The 15,895-nt window shown below is 49.5% G+C and carries 17 protein-coding genes; 5 read left to right on the plus strand and 12 right to left on the minus strand.

Features of this window, described 5'->3' with window-relative positions; all coding sequences use genetic code 11:
• Nucleotides 1-48 precede the first annotated feature (48 nt).
• The 3 genes from AWM70_RS15455 to yyaC form a co-directional block, all read right to left on the minus strand.
• Nucleotides 49-711, minus strand: a complete 663-nt coding sequence (locus tag AWM70_RS15455; RefSeq protein ID WP_068697875.1) for a DUF6483 family protein — start codon at nucleotides 709-711, stop codon at nucleotides 49-51.
• 280 nt (nucleotides 712-991) lie between these two features.
• Complete coding sequence (locus tag AWM70_RS15460; protein WP_068697878.1) at nucleotides 992-1,798, minus strand: alpha/beta fold hydrolase; 807 nt, start codon at nucleotides 1,796-1,798, stop codon at nucleotides 992-994.
• 88 nt (nucleotides 1,799-1,886) lie between these two features.
• Nucleotides 1,887-2,435 carry a spore protease YyaC gene (gene yyaC / locus AWM70_RS15465; protein ID WP_206093362.1) on the minus strand — a complete coding sequence of 183 codons (549 nt, stop codon included), beginning with the start codon at nucleotides 2,433-2,435 and terminating at the stop codon, nucleotides 1,887-1,889.
• A gap of 141 nt (nucleotides 2,436-2,576) precedes the next feature.
• On the opposite strand from yyaC, the gene AWM70_RS15470 reads away from it, so the two are divergent.
• Nucleotides 2,577-2,801 carry a DUF1128 domain-containing protein gene (locus AWM70_RS15470; RefSeq protein ID WP_068697880.1) on the plus strand — a complete coding sequence of 75 codons (225 nt, stop codon included), beginning with the start codon at nucleotides 2,577-2,579 and terminating at the stop codon, nucleotides 2,799-2,801.
• Nucleotides 2,802-2,995: 194 nt separating this feature from the next.
• On the opposite strand, the gene AWM70_RS15475 is transcribed toward AWM70_RS15470, so the two are convergent.
• On the minus strand, nucleotides 2,996-3,715 hold the full coding sequence (locus AWM70_RS15475; RefSeq protein ID WP_068697882.1) for a pirin family protein: 720 nt from the start codon (nucleotides 3,713-3,715) through the stop codon (nucleotides 2,996-2,998).
• 251 nt (nucleotides 3,716-3,966) lie between these two features.
• Between AWM70_RS15475 and AWM70_RS15480 the strand changes: the two genes are divergently transcribed.
• From AWM70_RS15480 to AWM70_RS15495, 4 genes are all read left to right on the plus strand, one after another.
• On the plus strand, nucleotides 3,967-4,224 hold the full coding sequence (locus AWM70_RS15480) for a GlsB/YeaQ/YmgE family stress response membrane protein (protein ID WP_068697884.1): 258 nt from the start codon (nucleotides 3,967-3,969) through the stop codon (nucleotides 4,222-4,224).
• 28 nt (nucleotides 4,225-4,252) lie between these two features.
• Nucleotides 4,253-4,729, plus strand: a complete 477-nt coding sequence (locus tag AWM70_RS15485) for a YtxH domain-containing protein (protein ID WP_068697886.1) — start codon at nucleotides 4,253-4,255, stop codon at nucleotides 4,727-4,729.
• Between the two features lie 101 nt (nucleotides 4,730-4,830).
• Entirely contained in the window at nucleotides 4,831-5,151 is a 321-nt protein-coding gene (locus AWM70_RS15490) for a DUF5665 domain-containing protein (protein WP_068697888.1), read from the plus strand.
• A gap of 56 nt (nucleotides 5,152-5,207) precedes the next feature.
• Entirely contained in the window at nucleotides 5,208-5,432 is a 225-nt protein-coding gene (locus AWM70_RS15495) for a hypothetical protein (RefSeq protein ID WP_068697890.1), read from the plus strand.
• Nucleotides 5,433-5,557: 125 nt separating this feature from the next.
• Here the strand turns inward: AWM70_RS15495 and AWM70_RS15500 are convergent, their stop codons facing one another.
• From AWM70_RS15500 to AWM70_RS15535, 8 genes are all read right to left on the minus strand, one after another.
• Complete coding sequence (locus AWM70_RS15500) at nucleotides 5,558-6,535, minus strand: magnesium transporter CorA family protein (RefSeq protein ID WP_068697892.1); 978 nt, start codon at nucleotides 6,533-6,535, stop codon at nucleotides 5,558-5,560.
• A 104-nt stretch (nucleotides 6,536-6,639) separates the two neighbouring features.
• A complete protein-coding gene (locus tag AWM70_RS15505; RefSeq protein WP_068697895.1) occupies nucleotides 6,640-7,410 on the minus strand; it encodes a sigma-70 family RNA polymerase sigma factor in 771 nt (256 codons plus the stop codon).
• Nucleotides 7,407-7,856, minus strand: coding sequence for an anti-sigma B factor RsbW (gene rsbW / locus AWM70_RS15510; protein ID WP_068697897.1), 450 nt, complete (start codon nucleotides 7,854-7,856; stop codon nucleotides 7,407-7,409). Before rsbW ends, AWM70_RS15505 begins: the two co-directional genes overlap by 4 nt.
• Nucleotides 7,857-7,875: 19 nt before the next feature.
• On the minus strand, nucleotides 7,876-8,214 hold the full coding sequence (locus tag AWM70_RS15515) for an STAS domain-containing protein (RefSeq protein WP_068697900.1): 339 nt from the start codon (nucleotides 8,212-8,214) through the stop codon (nucleotides 7,876-7,878).
• Between the two features lie 71 nt (nucleotides 8,215-8,285).
• On the minus strand, nucleotides 8,286-9,962 hold the full coding sequence (locus AWM70_RS15520) for a response regulator (protein WP_068697901.1): 1,677 nt from the start codon (nucleotides 9,960-9,962) through the stop codon (nucleotides 8,286-8,288).
• A 44-nt stretch (nucleotides 9,963-10,006) separates the two neighbouring features.
• On the minus strand, nucleotides 10,007-10,885 hold the full coding sequence (locus AWM70_RS15525; RefSeq protein WP_068697903.1) for a CheR family methyltransferase: 879 nt from the start codon (nucleotides 10,883-10,885) through the stop codon (nucleotides 10,007-10,009).
• A 70-nt stretch (nucleotides 10,886-10,955) separates the two neighbouring features.
• Entirely contained in the window at nucleotides 10,956-14,624 is a 3,669-nt protein-coding gene (locus AWM70_RS15530) for a response regulator (protein WP_068697905.1), read from the minus strand.
• Nucleotides 14,614-15,789 (minus strand): PP2C family protein-serine/threonine phosphatase, encoded by a 1,176-nt coding sequence (locus tag AWM70_RS15535; RefSeq protein WP_068697907.1) that lies wholly within the window; start codon nucleotides 15,787-15,789, stop codon nucleotides 14,614-14,616. Before AWM70_RS15535 ends, AWM70_RS15530 begins: the two co-directional genes overlap by 11 nt.
• Nucleotides 15,790-15,895: the final 106 nt, after the last annotated feature.

Consider the following 15,895-nt stretch of genomic DNA (forward strand, 5'->3'; position numbering starts at 1 on the left):
CTCTAACCGCTAACTTTCATTGCTAACTGTCATTGATTACTGTCACTGCTAACCGTTAGAGGTCTCTTTGTCCCCAGTCACGAGCTCCAGCCCTTCGAGCACTTCCTCTCTCGGCAGTCCGCCCTGTTCCAGCGTTTCGTCATCAAGCTTGAGCAATCTCTCGTAGAAAGCAGCTGCTTCCTCTCTGCCAATCTCCCCGTCTTTGCGGAGCCGGAACAAGCAATCCTCCGCTTTGTCAAAACGCTGCTCCTGCTCCTCGTAACGAAACAGCAGCTTCTCGGTTTCCACGGGAAGCCGGTAACCTTTGATGGCCTCCAGTACCCCGCTTACCTCTTTATCCACGCTCCACAGCTCCTTGTCCGCTCCATGAAAGACCGAATAGATAAACAGGTGGAGGGCTTTCATCAGGCGCTTCAAGCCTTCATCGCTGTTGTTCAATTCCAGGTAAATCAGGCCTTCTTCCTTCATCAGCCTGGCCATGCTTTGCAGCTTGTCCGCCTCCACTTTATCGCCAAGCCGGAACATATCAATAATATCTTTGACGGATAAGGAATTCAGCAGCTGACTGTTCAGGCGAAAATGCCTCTTGAACAAGTCATCCACCTCCCATAAGGCTTCCGTGTGTTTCTTCTGCTGCTTCAAACCGAATATGGCGCCCACAGCTTCGGTCATATCTTCGATCATGCGGACCAAATAATCTCTTCTAAGCATGTTATGGCCTCCCGCCGTTTCATTCTAAAATGGGTTGAAGATCGGATTCTGCAATCCAAAGGGTTGTACACAAATTGTAAGTCATTTAGGCGGGCTTTGCCATCATGCAAGTGAAGACTCCGGTACAAGCCTCCCAGCCCTCTAGTCGCCGCGCATAAAAAACAGGCTTCTCCCGAGAGAAGCCTGTGCATAGGAAGCCGTTAGCCGGTTCTAGCCGCATAATCGAAAGTCCCATCATTCGGCTTGGCATTCAGCATTCGTTCAGTATTAGAGTTCAGTCTCAGAGTCCAGCCTTGTCGGTTTCATAGATGCTGCGCGCGAAGTCCGAGATAACCGCCAACAGCTGTTCCGGCGTTTCATACATGCTCATATGGCCGGCCCCTTTCAGCACCGACTTCGTGATATTGGCCCCATCGGCCGTAAAGGTCCGTTCGATCGGAACGACCTGATCCTTCTCACCGGCAACAAGCAGCACCGGCAGCATGGTAGAGGACAACACATCTCTGCGGTCCACACGCTCGCGCATAGCCAGCGCTGCTCCTGCCGCTCCCTGTGGAGGTGTGCGGTAGCCGATTTCGCGGACGGCGTTCACGGCATCTGCCATCGTGTCCACATGGTCCGGGGCAAACAACCCCGGTACAAGCCCATCAATGAAACCCGTAATCCCCGACTGAACAGCAGCCGCTGCCTTCAGCCGTTTCTCCTTCGCTTCCTCGCTGTCGGCATAAGCCGTAGAGTGAATAAGGCCAAACCCTTTCAAATAAGCAGGATAATGCTGGGCAAAAGCCAAAGTGACATAACCGCCCATCGAATGCCCCAGCATCGTGCAGGAGCTGATCTCCAGCTTCTCCAGAAGCCCTTTTACATCTTCGGCCATTTGCTCAATCGTGTAAGAGCCGAGAGGCGCATCGCTGGAACCATGGCCGCGCAGGTCAGGCACCAGACAACGATATTGTTTGCTCAGCTCCGGAACAAGGGCATCCCAATACCCCGCACTGCCGCAGAAGCCGTGAAGCAGAACAATAACTTCTCCTTCTCCGCGATCCTCATAAGCTATATTCAAGCCGTTAACCGATAATTTCTCCATGATTCCAACCTTCTTTCTTCTATAAATCAAAATATTTCAAACATTACCTACTATTAAGCCAATTGCTTGGTGTCTGAAACGGGCCTGCTCAAATCCGTCCGAAAGCAGCCGCAGCAGCGGCCGCAATTTCCTCTGCCATCTGCATTACAAGATGCAGAGAAGTGGTTTGAAGCGTGTGATAAGGTTTGGGACTCCTTCGGTTGACAACAGCAGCTATGCTGTAATCCCCTATCGGCGGCAGCCGTAAACCTACCGATTCTGCTGGCTTTAGCGGGGCACGCGCGGCCAGATAGAAACCAACGTTCGAATCGGCGCCAAGACAGGCATCAATAACAATACGTATTTTCCCTTCCGGCAGCTGTTCAAGCTTAACACGAAGCGTCTCCGCATCACAGGGATCCGGCATAGTTCCTATAACAGCTTCTATTCCATAAGCCCGAAGCCTGCTGCCGGTCAAAGGCCCCAAGGCATCTCCGGACGATCTGTCCGTACCAATGCAGATAAATTGCAGGTCGCTTAGCGGATGTTCTGCGGCTATCTCACGGAAAAAGCCCCTTAGCTCTCCTGCATCCATCTTGACCCTCGCTCCAGCCTCCAAGTCGGGTCCCTGAACGCCCGCAAAGCGGTTTATCGACATACTGAATACTCCTTAACTCTTATTGAACCGATTGTACCCCAATTCCCGCAAGAGTACAAAATACAGGCAAAAAACGTGAATCCCTGCACACGGCGTGGTACAATACGGGAAGATTACCCGAGCTGGGAAAGGATGTGCCTTATGGATTTGAGTCAGAGAACACAGGAAAACGTGGAATATATGATTGAGGCTATTAAAAACAAACTAAGAATGGCTACCGGCGCCGCAATGCAGGCATCCGCCTTCTCCGTTGACCGGTACGAGGATATTCAAGAGGTGTATGAAATCGTGATGAGCAAGGAACGGCTCAGCATTTCCGAGGTTGAAGCGCTCGCTTCCGAGCTGGGACAGCTTCGCAGCAAATAAAACCGCCACCAGCCGCTAATTATCGGTCCCAATAGAAATTACCTATAAAAAAAGTAAAAAAGCTGTCTCGCTCTAGGAATTCGGTTCACACGAAGGTTGCGATCGTTGAACTCGAAGATCCCTGAATGCAGAGGCAGCTTTTACTTTCTCTCCTTGTATCCTTTTGTGTTCCCGCGCTTGCCCAATAATCATAATCAAGGCATATCCACGACAAGCAGTTCCGTTAATCCTTCGCTGGCTGTTCCCGTAAGCTTAATCGGCAGCGGCTCGTGAATTTTGGCTGAGTCGCCCTCCGCCAGTTCCAGAATCTCTTCTCCGCATTCTACCTTCAGATTTCCCGACACTACAAAAATATAGATCCTGCGGTCGCGCGCTGAAATCTCCAGCTCCCGGGAAGTTTCCAAAACTGAGGTATACAGTGTTAAATCCTGTGCGATCGGAAGCGAATATGGATCTTCTCCCCTGCCCGAAACCACCGGGAACAACTGGTTAAAGCGCTGCTCCTTCCGGATCGTCAAGCTTTGACGGCGCGACTTAAGCCCCTGCTTGACCGGAAGAAACCAGAACTGCAGGTAACGGGCCTGTTCCCGCTCTGAAGGATTGGATTCCGAGTGGGTAACCCCGGTCCCGGCAGTAAGCACATGAATGGCGCCCTTCGGAAGATCCTCGGCAGGACCCAAGCTGTCCGTATAGCGGACCTTTCCTTCGATGACCATCGTAACGATTTCCAAATCGTGATTGGGCCAGTCTTTTCCAAAATGTTCAGGCATCAAGGTGCAGTCGTTGTGCACCAGCAGGCAGCCGAAATGCTCATTTCCCGCATCCTCGTATTCGGAGAATGAAAAGCTGTATTCACTTTGGATCGATCCCAGATCGGATGTATGACGTTCTTCTGATGTTTGTTTTTTAATCATGGCCAACTCTCCTCCGCGGATTTTTCTTTTCCATATAAAATTTCCTGCTTTAATTGTCTATTTAATACCCTTCGGCTTTTTTCTCTAATCATTCCGGCGGCGGCAAATTCCTGTTGGTTTCTACAGCATTCTTCTTTTCGCTTCCGCAGGGTTTGCTTTGTTTCACGGTTCTTCATCACGTTTATATACGAAGTAAGCACGGGTTGAAATCACAGTAAGACTAGGACAGGCCGCAGCAAGGAGGACTTACGTTGTGGGCAATTCCGATCAGCATCCTGATTGCCGTCCTGATTGGACTAATAGGTGACGCGCTGACCGAAAGCGAGATTCGCGGCAGTGCAACAGCTGCGATCATCGCTGGACTAGCCGGAGCCTGGCTCGGTTCCTGGTTATTCGGGAATCTGGGCCCGGTTGTTGACGGATTTGCTGTCATTCCGGCCATTGTGGGCGCCGCCTTGGCGGTGTTCATTCTGACCGCTGCCTCCAGGCTGCTTGCCCGGACCTTGTAAAATAAATTTTGATAAGGAGTGATCCAATATGAGTCAAGAAGAGAAAGAACAAGCGGTCCAAACTAGTTCCAAATTTGTCAAAGGCGCCATTATCGGCGCAATGGTGGGAGCGGCGGCAGCGCTTCTCTTTGCTCCAAAGCCTGGACGTGAGCTGCGCAGCGATCTGGCAGATAAAATGAGCACTGCAGCCGATAAATCGAAGGAATTGTGCGGCACTGTCGGGGAAAAGGCTTCCTCTCTTTATCAAAATGTCACCGATAAAGCCGGTTCTCTGGCCCAAACCATCAGCAGCGGTGCAAGCTCGGTTGCAAGCACAGTCAAAGAAGCTTCGGCAACCGTGGCCGAAGAAGCCAAGAAAGGGGCTTCGGATGTGATGGATGCGGAAGCCGATATGGCCAAGAATGTTACGGACAAAACGGCTGAGGCCGCAAAAGACGTGAAGGAAACCTCAAAGGAGGCGGCCAGGGACGTTTCCAACAAAACACAATCCGGTACAACGCTCTAATCCGTCATATCCCGTCCCTTAAGAAATAAGCCAGCTGTCCTAAACGGCTGGCTATTTCTGTCCTGCCGGAAGTATTGCTTGTGTGAAAGCGAGGGAGACTTATGGCTAAAATTTACGATACCAAAGATCATCCGTTCGAGCTCAGGCATGAAGTTAAACGCCTGAATACTCGCCTCGATGATATTGCCACCGCACTTGAGAAATCCGATTTTCTCGACATGATCGAGAATTACACCAATCCTAAGAAACGTCTGATCTCCAATTTCACGGCCGGCCTGTCGCGCGGCCTGGGTCTGACTTTAGGAACAGCCGTCGTGCTTGCGCTTCTCGGCTGGCTAATCAGTCTGTTTGTTGATCTTCCGCTGGTAGGTGAATATATTGGACAGCTGCAGCAGTATATTGATTCCTATAAGCAGCAATAGTAAGTAGGGGCACATTTGTGAAAATGGCCTATTTATCTAAAGAGGAGGCGTTTGGCATGCCACATGTCAATCCCGAAGGCGAACAGCAGCAATATGTAGAGAAGCAGATCGAAGAAGCCCGAGAAGGCGAGTATCCCCCTCATAAAGATATCGGCAAGGCCCAGAACGGGTCTATGGTGAATGATATGGAGGATTTGAAGCAGCTCGGCGAAGATATGGATGAAATGCGGACGAACAGCGAAGACGAGAAACATGGCATGGTGCCTGATCCCGAGCAATAAGCAGCAGCGGGACTGAGGTTATCTTCCGGTTTGAAGCAGTCCTGCGGGTCGAACCGAGGCTATACTGAAATTACGGTCATCAGACCTGCACAAGCCTAAGCCGGCCGGCTTAGGCTTATGATTTTTTATAAATTGGAGTTCTTTCGCCTTACCCTAAGCAGATCGCCTGTCCAGCCCTTCATCCACATCCAGGCATATAGGCCGCCGGTGGAGAGCAAGACCATCAGCATAATCGCTATAAACCCCCAGGTTCCCGTGTGAATCCAAGGCAGATAATCAAAGTTCATTCCCCATATCGCACCGACCACCATAGCTGGCGTAAAGATCGCGGTAATGATGGTCAAGGTCTTCATAATATCGTTGCCCCGAAACGCAGACACAGCATCGTCAATCATAATCAAGGTATCGATCTCCTTCTCATAATGACTGAACAAGGTTTCCATCCGGTCCGCCCGGTAGTAGAACCGCTGGAAATAAACACTTTGATCCAGTTCATCCAGATAGGCTTCACGAGCAGCCGTAATTAATTCCAGGTAAGGAATAAACAAATTGCTCCAATAAAGCAGCTCAAATCTGGCATTTAAAATCCGGTCCATAATGTTTTTCTCATTCCGCTGCCTCATCGTTTCTTCAACCTTGCGCAAATTGATTTCAAATTGGTCCATGCCTTCATGGAAATAATGAAGAATGGTTCGGCCCAGCACAAACATGCCGTCAATCGGCCATTTGCAGCCAGCAAGCAGGTTCACCCGCTCTCTCGAATTCATGACAAACCGGGTATGGTCATCCAGATTAATAGTTACCAGTTCAGTCCGGCTGACAAAAAAGTGAAATCGCTCGCACTCCGTTTCGGAGTCGATCTCCTTTTTGACGGAATAAGGCATGGCCCCAAAAATAAGCGGCTCCTGATCCTCGGCAAACCGAACAGATAAATAATTGGTGTTGGTCTCCGGTATACTTTTAATCCATTCCTCGACGACCGGCTTCTTCAAGATCAAACGTTTGACCGAAGGGCTGTCCCAATCCTCAATCTGCAGATCGGTCCAGGTCCAGCCTTGCTCCATTGGCCAAATGCGCTCTCCGCCCAGCCCTTCTTCCTTCATCCCGTCATTCTCCTGTAGTCCAGATTTCCAAAAAGACACGTCCATGATGGTTGCATCATGACGTGTCTTTCAGGATTTTGTACTATTCGACTGTCCCATGCTCATCACATACCTGAGTTGGACATGATTTGTTTGAGTTTCTCGGTCGCTCTCTTCTGGATGCGTGAGACGCTCATCTGCGAAACCCCCAGCTTCTGGGCGATCGCTCTTTGAGACTGTCCTTCCTGGAAAGCAAGCAGAAGCACTTTTTGTTCCTGCTCCTTCAGCTGACTCATTGCCTGCTGGAGATCCATTCTTTTCTCGACCGTGTCATAATCATTGGCGTCATGACTGATCAATTCTCCAAGCGTCGCTGCGCTTTCATCCTGAGAAAGCGGCGAATCAAGGGATACATAATGATAACATTCGCGTCCGGCCAGCACTTCAACCGTCTCCTCCACAGACAGCTCCAGAAATTCGGCAATTTCCTTCACGTCGGGAGAACGCTCCAGCTTGACCGTCAGCTCGTCGATGGCCTGCTGGACTAAAGCGCCCTTTTCTTTGATGCGGCGCGGAACCTGTATGTACCAGGACTTGTCCCGCAGGAAGTTCTTCATATGCCCGATCATGCTCTTCATCGCATAAGGCTCAAACGGGATGCCCAGCCCAATATCATACTGTTGAAGCAGGCGAATCAGGGCCATTTGGCCAACCTGATATAAATCCTCATATAAATCCGGACGATTGCGGGCAATTTTGCCAGCAGCCATTTTAACCATAGGCTCGTATTTCTGAATCAGAACCGTAGCAATTTCATTATCTTTGGTCTGCTGGTATTCCCATATCAATCCCGTTGATTCATTCAGGGCTTCGGGGGGAGTCAGCTTGTCCGTCATACTCTCTCCTCACTTCGGGTGAGTTTGCGGGTCAAGACCACTTTTGTCCCCTTTCCTGCTTCATTTACCACGCTGACATCGTCCATCAGCGCTTGCATTAAGTAGAAACCAAGTCCCCCGATTTGCGCCTCACCCAGTTCCTTGTCATGAAGGGTTGCTGATACGTCGCCTTTATAGGATTCAAAGCTTTCCCCGTTATCCTTGACCGTTATGACAAGCTCGCCGGGCCGGACCTCGAAAATAACCTCAACGATCCCGTCTTCATGATTGTAAGCGTACAGCACCGAATTATTGCATGCTTCAGAGACGGCTACTTTCATATCTTCAATATCTTCATAGGAGAATCCCATTTTGGAAGCGATCCCGTAGAGATTTAACCTTACAATATCCACATAATCCGCAGTAGCCGGCAAAGTTAACTGTACTTGTTGAACTTCATCTTTCATACTTTCTTCGATCCTTTCCTTATTGGGAATTCTCTTGAGAGGCAAAGAACTTCGCGATTCCTGTCATATCAAAAAGTTTTTGTATCTGGGCCGGCACTTCACGGACATAAAACTGGGCATTCATCCCGTGTCTTACTTTAAGAATAGAAAGCAGAATTCCGATTCCCGTACTATCGATGTATTTGAGCTCTCTCAGGTTAAGAATAAGATCCTGTTCGCTGTTCTCAACCAGCGGCTCCATCACCTGACGAAAATCGGGAGCAACCGACAAATCCAGTTCACCTTGTAAAAAAACCGTGCAAGCTCCCTTGTCCGTTTGCGTTGTAACCGAAAACTTCTCGCTTTTATTTGTATTCATAGACAATCTCTCCCGAATGTTGGTTTCGTTATCCTTTACCCTTATGCCACCCTCTATGAAACATAACATGATCATCCATTTAGTTCCAGCGGTCTTTTCTGTCTTCCGTAGGAAGACACGCGGGACCCGGCCTCGTATTGAGTTAAAATATGTTTGATCGCCCCCAAATTAACCGGCTTGCTGATATAATCATCCATCCCCGCCTCAAAGCAGCGCCCTTTAATGCCTTCCATGACGTTTGCCGTCATAGCAAAAATATAAGGAGGTCTGCCTCCGTTCTCGCCGGTCCGGATCAGCTTGGTGGCCTCCAGTCCATCCATAACCGGCATCTGCAGATCCATAAAGATATAACCATACTGCCGGCTTGCAGCCATGTGAACGGCTTCCTGCCCGTTCTCTGCAATATCCGTCTCATAACCCAGCTTCGCAAGCATACTGCTCATCAGCTTCTGATTGATCGGATGGTCGTCCACAATCAATGCTCGTTCTTTGACTTTCCCTGAACGCCGCTTCTCTTTCGTCTCCGTCTCAAACTGGCTGATCTCGATTGCTTCTTCACATTTCCGGGTTACGATACTGAATGAGAAGGTGGCCCCGCGGTCCTCCGTAGTTTCCGCCACAATGTCTCCGCCCATCATCTGAACCAGGGTACGGCAGATGGCGAGCCCCAGACCTGTTCCCCCATATTTCCGCGTCATCGAGGAATCAAGCTGGGAGAACGGCTGGAACAGACGCTCCCGCTTCTCCTCAGCGATGCCAATTCCCGTATCCTTAACCGTAAATTCCAAGGTGATTTCGTCGTCGTTCTCTTCCTTAGGAAGCACCACAACATAGATCCCGCCCTGGTCGGTGAACTTCACCGCATTGGAAATCAAATTAATCAGCACTTGTCTGAGCCGGCCCATATCGCCATAAAGGACGCACGGAATATTTTCATCTATAAAATAAGCCAATTCCAGCTGCTTGCGCGCCGCTTCTACCGAGAACAGGTTAAAGACCTCCTGCAGGCCCGAACGCAGCTCAAACGGACTTTCTTCCAGTTCCATTTTGCCAGACTCCATTTTGGTGAAGTCCAATATATCATTGATAACCGAAATGAGCGTATCCGCGCTCTTCCGGATAATTTCGGTATATTCCTTCTGCTCCTCTTTCAAATCCGTCTCCATCAGCAAATCAATCATGCCGATCACGCCATTCATAGGGGTACGGATTTCATGGCTCATCATTGCCAGGAATTCCGTTTTGGCTTTGGCGGCAATTTCCGCCGCTTCCTTGGCTTCGATCAACTCACGATTGATCTGCTCCAGCTCTTTGGTTTTCTGGTGGAGCAGCATCGTTTGCGTTTTCAGTTTCTGGTTAGTTTTGAACATGCTGACAAAACCGTCGATTTTCGATTTCAAAATCTGCGGGATGAACGGTTTGACCATGTAGTCGATAGCTCCGGCGGAATAACCGGCAAATAGATGCTCGGCCTGCTTGCTGTTCGCCGAAATAAAGATAATCGGAATATCCTTGGTTTTATCCCTGGCTTTAATCAGCTTGGCCGTTTCAATACCGTCCATTCCCGGCATCTGAACATCCAGAACGATCACCGCAAACTCGTCCTTCAGCAGGCACCGAAGCGCCTCCTCCCCGGAGGTAGCTTTAACGAGATTGTATTCCTCGCTCTCCAGCACCGCCTCCAGGGCAAGCAAATTCTCGGGACGATCATCGACCAGCAATATGTGTATCGGTTCTTCTACCCCCATGAGTTCCTCCTAACCAAAGCCGCGCATCCCCCGCTGGCTCTTGCTCATTTAATTTTACGGTAAATCTTCTCCATCCGGTCCAGCGGCTCAAAGCAATGAGAATAATCCGTGAAATGGATCGATTCCTTGGAGCCAAGCACCAGGACGCCAAAATGGCTTAAGCTTTCGTAGAACAGCTCATGAACTCTGTTTCTAAGCGTCTCGTTAAAATAAATCATCACATTCCGGCAAAAGATGACGTTAAATTCATTAAAAGAACGGTCTGTAGCCAGATTGTGTTCGGCAAAGATCATATTTTTCCGGAGATAAGGGTGGAAAATAACGGAATTATATTTAGCCGTATAATATTCAGAGAAGGAGCGTGTGCCTCCAGACTCAATATAATTTTTTGTATACAGCTTCATTTTTTGTATTCCGTAAATCCCCTCCTTGGCTTGTTCCAAAGAACGGGCGTTCATATCGGTGGCGTAGATTCTCGCCTTATCATACAGCCCTTCCTCCTGCAGCAGGATGGCCATCGAATACACTTCTTCGCCAGTCGAGCATCCTGCGTGCCAAATCCGGATATAAGGATAGGTCCTCAGGATGGGCACAACCTTTTCACGAAAAGCTTTAAACAAACTAGGGTCCCGGAACATCTCCGTTACCGGAATAGAAAGGTTATGCACCAGTCTATCAAAAGTATCCCGATTATGCAGGACCTTCTCCTGCAGCCCCGAAATGGTTCTGAGATTCTCGCTGTGCACCGAATGCCAAATCCTCCGCTTCAGGGAGGGAATCGCATAGTTGCGGAAATCATAGCCGTACATCCTGTGGACTCCCTCCAGCAGCAGTTCGATTTCGATGATTTCCCGTTCGTCTTTCTCCGCAGAGGAAGAAAAGTCAAATTCCGTGTCTTCGTTATAGATATCCCTGGATGTCATTCCCCTTACCTCAATTCCACTAAACTTATTCCTGCCGCATTCTTTATGATTCATTACCCGGATCCGCGTTTTACGAATACAGCCAAACCCGCATGAGCGAAAGCAGCTGATCCGTTTGAATCGGTTTCTTCATATAATCCGAAGCACCGGCTTCGATACATTTGACGCGGTCTTCCTTCATCGCTTTAGCTGTCAGCGCAATAATCGGCAGTTTCTCGAATTCTTTCATCGCCCGGATTCTCCGCATCGCTTCGTATCCGTCCATTTCCGGCATCATCATATCCATCAGGACCAGATCGAAATCCCGGTGCTGCTCCAGCAGCTCGATGGCCTCGCGGCCGTTCTCCGCAAAGACGACCTCCATCCGGTAGCCTTCAAGCACACTGGATAAAGCAAACACATTGCGTACGTCGTCGTCGACGAGCAGAATCTTTTTCCCTTCAAATAACGTTTCCTTATTATGCAGCTTCCGCAGGATGCGGCGTTTCTCTTCCGGCAGGTCCGCTTCGACCCGGTGCAGGAACAAGGTCGTTTCATCCAGCAGGCGTTCCGGCGATTTAACATCCTTGATAATGATGGATTCCGCATATTTGCGGAGTTTGGTCTCCTCCTGCTTGTCCAGCTCTTTGCCTGTATAAATAATGATCGGCAAATCGTTCAGATGTTCATCGTCCCGGATCTGGTCAAGCAAATCAAATCCGGTCATGTCGGTCAGCATCAAATCGAGCACCATACAGTCAAAATGCTGTGTGCGAAGCTCCTCCAGAGCTTCACGGCCAGTCGATACCGCTTTGATCACCACATCGTCATGACCGATCAATTCAATGATGGCCTGCCGCTGCGTCCGATCATCCTCGACCACAAGGAGATGCTTCAAGCTTTTCTCCATATAGGACTCAATATGAGAGAATGCGCCTTCCAAATCTTCGCGGCTCGAAGGTTTCTTCAGGAACGCGATCGCCCCCATCATAAGCCCCTGCTTCACATCGTCCACCACGGAAATGACATGAACAGGGATATGTCGTGTTTCAGCGCTGCCCTTCAGTTCATTCAGAATGGACCATCCGTCCATAACCGGAAGCTGGATGTCGAGGATGATGGCATCAGGCAGGTAGCTGCGAGCCATATACAGCCCGATATCGCCCTGCATGGCAGTCAACACTTTGTACCCGTAGTTTCTGGCCATATCGAGCAGGATTTTCGCAAAGTTGACGTCATCCTCAATGACCAGAAGCACCCGATCTTTATTACCGATATTCTCGCGGTCATCTTCGATCAACTGCACTGCGGGCACGGATACCGCTTTTGCTTTTGCAGGCACTGTCGTGCTCGGCACAAGCAGATTCTTTGGTTCCTCTGCAGCTGCCGCTGCTTCCGAGCTGGCGCTTTGATAGCTCTTCCGATCGCCCGCTGACTTAGGCAGGTAAAGCGTAAAGGTGCTTCCCTCTCCTACCTGCGTCTTGAGGCCGATTCCCCCGCCCAGCAAAGAAGCCAGTCCCCGGCTGATAGACAGCCCGAGACCGGTTCCGCCGTATTGGCGGCTTGTCGTACCATCTACCTGCTGGAAGGCCTCAAAGATCAAATCGGTTTTATCCTGCGGAATGCCGATTCCCGTATCCTGAACCGAAATAGCTAAATATTCAGCAGACGAGTCGATATAAGCCGGAAGCTCCTGCGGATCGGCTTCCGTAATCGAGAAAGTAACCGAACCTGCCTGGGTGAACTTAAAGGCATTGGACAGCAGGTTGCGTACGATTTGCTTAAGCCTGTGCCCATCTGTCAGGACATGTTCAGGCACTTCCGGATCAATGTTGATATTCAAGGCTACTTGTTTCTTTTGAGCTACAGGTCCAAAATTCTGCTCTACAAACTTCTCAAGCTCCTGCAGATTGATAACTTCACGGTTAATCTCCATTTTGCCTGCATCCACTTTGGACAGATCAAGAATTTCATCGATCATCTTGAGCAGATCGGAACCAGACATATAAATCGTCTGCGCATATTCAATCTGCTTGTCGGTCAGATTGCGTTCCTTGTTCTCCGACAGGAGCTGGGACAGAATCAACAGGCTGTTCAGCGGTGTCCGCAGCTCATGCGACATATTCGCCAGGAATTCCGACTTGTATTTGCTTGTCATAGTCAGCTGCATAGCTTGCTGTTCCAGCTGATTTTTGGTTTTCTCGATCTCCTGGTTCTTCTCTTCGACTTCCTGCACCTGTTCTTCCAAAGCCCGTGTCTTGGCCACAAGCTCGGTGTTGTAGTGCTCCAGCTCTTCCTGCTGCCGCTGCAGCTGGTCTTCGGAGCGTTTGAGAGCCGTCGCCTGCTTCTCGAGATTTTCGTTCGAGCGGCGGAGCTCCTCCTGCTGGCTTTGCAGTTCTTCCGATTGAACCTGAAGCTCTTCGGTAAGCGCCTGCGATTCACGGAGCAATTCTTCAATCCGCATGCGGCCTGCGATGTTGTTGAGAATAATACCCAGATGGTTCACCAATTCGGTAAGAAGCTGTTCTTGCAGGGCCGTGAATTTGTCCAGGCTGGCAATCTCCACTACGCCAAGCAGCTCATCTTCAAACAAAATAGGCTGGATCATAACCATACGAGGTTCGCTTTCCCCCGATGCAGAACGGATGGAGACGTAACCTTCCGGAACCTGTTCCAATAATATTGGTTTCTTGTCTGCGGCACTTTGTCCGACCAGTCCTTCCCCAACCTTAAAGGACTTGCGGGGACGCGAATCTTCATCCATTCCATAAGAGCCGCCCAGAAAAATTTCATCGGGATTATTTTCATCCCGGATATAAATGGCTCCGAATTTGCCGCCAAGAAGCGGCGTAAATTCACTAATAAACATTTGAGACACTTGTTCCATGGAACTAATCCCGTGAAACAAATCGGTGATCCGCGCCAGATTGGAGCTGATCCAGGCCTGATCTTTCTGGGACTGCGTATAATTGCGTTCAAGCTCCTGTTTGGCATCCAAATCCTCGGACATCTGCTGAAATACTCTCGCAACGTTGCCGATCTCATCGGTTGAGGTAACTCTCATCCTGCGAATCGCTTTATATTTGCCTTTGCCAAAGCTGTTAATCATCATCGAAACGGTATTCAAACCTTTTGTTATACTTGGCAGCACCCATAAAATAATGCCAAGCGCCAGCAGAAGTCCGGCAGTCATGATCCCGATCGACATCTGCAGCGACTGGGTGTATGCTGCATTGGCGGCTTTAATTTCCTCATCGATCCTCGAGTCCTGGTAGGTTGATAAGGAGGCCAGATTTTGCAGCAGACTGTTCTGCAGGGCAGTGCCAACCGTGTTTTTGTTGGCCCTCGCCCCCTCAATATCTCCTTTGCCCACTAATGCAAACTGCTTGTCGATAAAATCGGAGTAAGCAGTCCAATCGGCTATAATGTTCTGGATGATCGACTGCTCGTTGGCATCCAGCTGCGTCTGTTGAAGCAGCTTGTAACTCTGAACCGCCGTTTCAAATTGGCGGTCAATCTCCGTTCTGGTTTCGCTCACTGACGTGTTCGGATCGATCAGCAGATTAAGCATATCTTTGGTAATCTCGTTAACCGGCAACCGGATATTCCCCGTGTACCGCACTTTCAAATACCGATCCTGATAAACTTTATCCAGCCTATCGTTCATGTAGTTCATTCGGTCATAGCTGACAAAAGTAAGCACAAGCAGAATAGCCATCAGTAAACTGAAGCCGATCACCAGCTTGGTTCTAATCTTCATCGACTGACTCCCCTTTTTTTAGCGATACCCAAACCAGGCACTTGTCATCTTCTCTCTCCTGCTTCAGCTCATCGTCAAAAAATAATCGTTTGATCTTCTCTTTCTCCATCGCGTGTCCCCCCTGCAGCTGCTCGGTCAAATAATGAAGCTGGGCCTCCTGATCTCCTTCAACCGCTTCCAGCAGCCCGTCCGTGTACAGGACAATATGGCCCTCCCCGCTGTAAGATAAGGTACGCGGCGTTACCTCGATCTTATCGAACAAGCCAACCGGCGGGCATACCGTTGTCAGCTGCTCTACCGTTCCATCCTCCCGGTAGAAAAGCCCTGGCGGATGTCCGGCATTCACATAATCAATACGCTTGAATTTGGTGTCAACCACCATATAGATAGCGGTGAAATAGTACTGCACCAAACTTTTCTCAATATGCAGCTGGCTGAACCGGCGGTTTAGCTCCTGAATAACCTTCTCGGGATCGACATAGGTGTTGACCGTATCTTTAAGCACCGAAGCGATAAACATGCAGAACAAAGAAGAGGAAATGCCATGCCCCATCATATCCAGCAAAATAATCCCGTACCGGTCTTCACCGAGCGGATACCAGGCATAAAGATCTCCGGCCAACTCAAACGAAGGTTTGTACAAAGCTTCTACGCCAAACGTTTCTTCATCCAGCGGAAGACTCAATACGGCATTCTGAACAAGCGCCGCAAGTTTTAATTCCTCTTGAATCCGCTGATCCCTCTCCTTGTGCCAATCCTTCTCCTGCTTGAGCCGGAGGGCCAGACGGATGCGGGCCATCAATTCCACTTTGTTGATCGGTTTGGTCACATAGTCAACCGCCCCGGCGTCAAGCGCCTCGGCCAGCTTCTTGGAATCGCCTACAGCGGTTACCATAATGATCGGAATGTCCTTCAAATGTTCATACTGCTGCACGATCCGGCAGGCTTCGATCCCGTCCATCTCCGGCATCATCATATCCAGCAGAATCAAATCTATTTGGGAAGCCGCATGTTTGTGAACCGATGACTGCTCGCCCACCCCCAGCTCCTGGAGCATATCGCGTGCAGAGGAAACGGAAGTCACGTTGCGGTAATTCTCTTTCTTGAGGATCTCACGAATAATAATGAGATTAGTAGGGTTGTCGTCTACAATTAATATTCTCATATACCTCTCCTTTAGTTGATCGGAAAGTAATATTCAGGGGTTTCATTTCAAAAACATTATATTTAATATAACATCATCGCTTATTCTCCCGCTAAAATTATTCCGA

This window comes from Paenibacillus yonginensis (assembly GCF_001685395.1).
Classification (GTDB): domain Bacteria; phylum Bacillota; class Bacilli; order Paenibacillales; family Paenibacillaceae; genus Fontibacillus; species Fontibacillus yonginensis.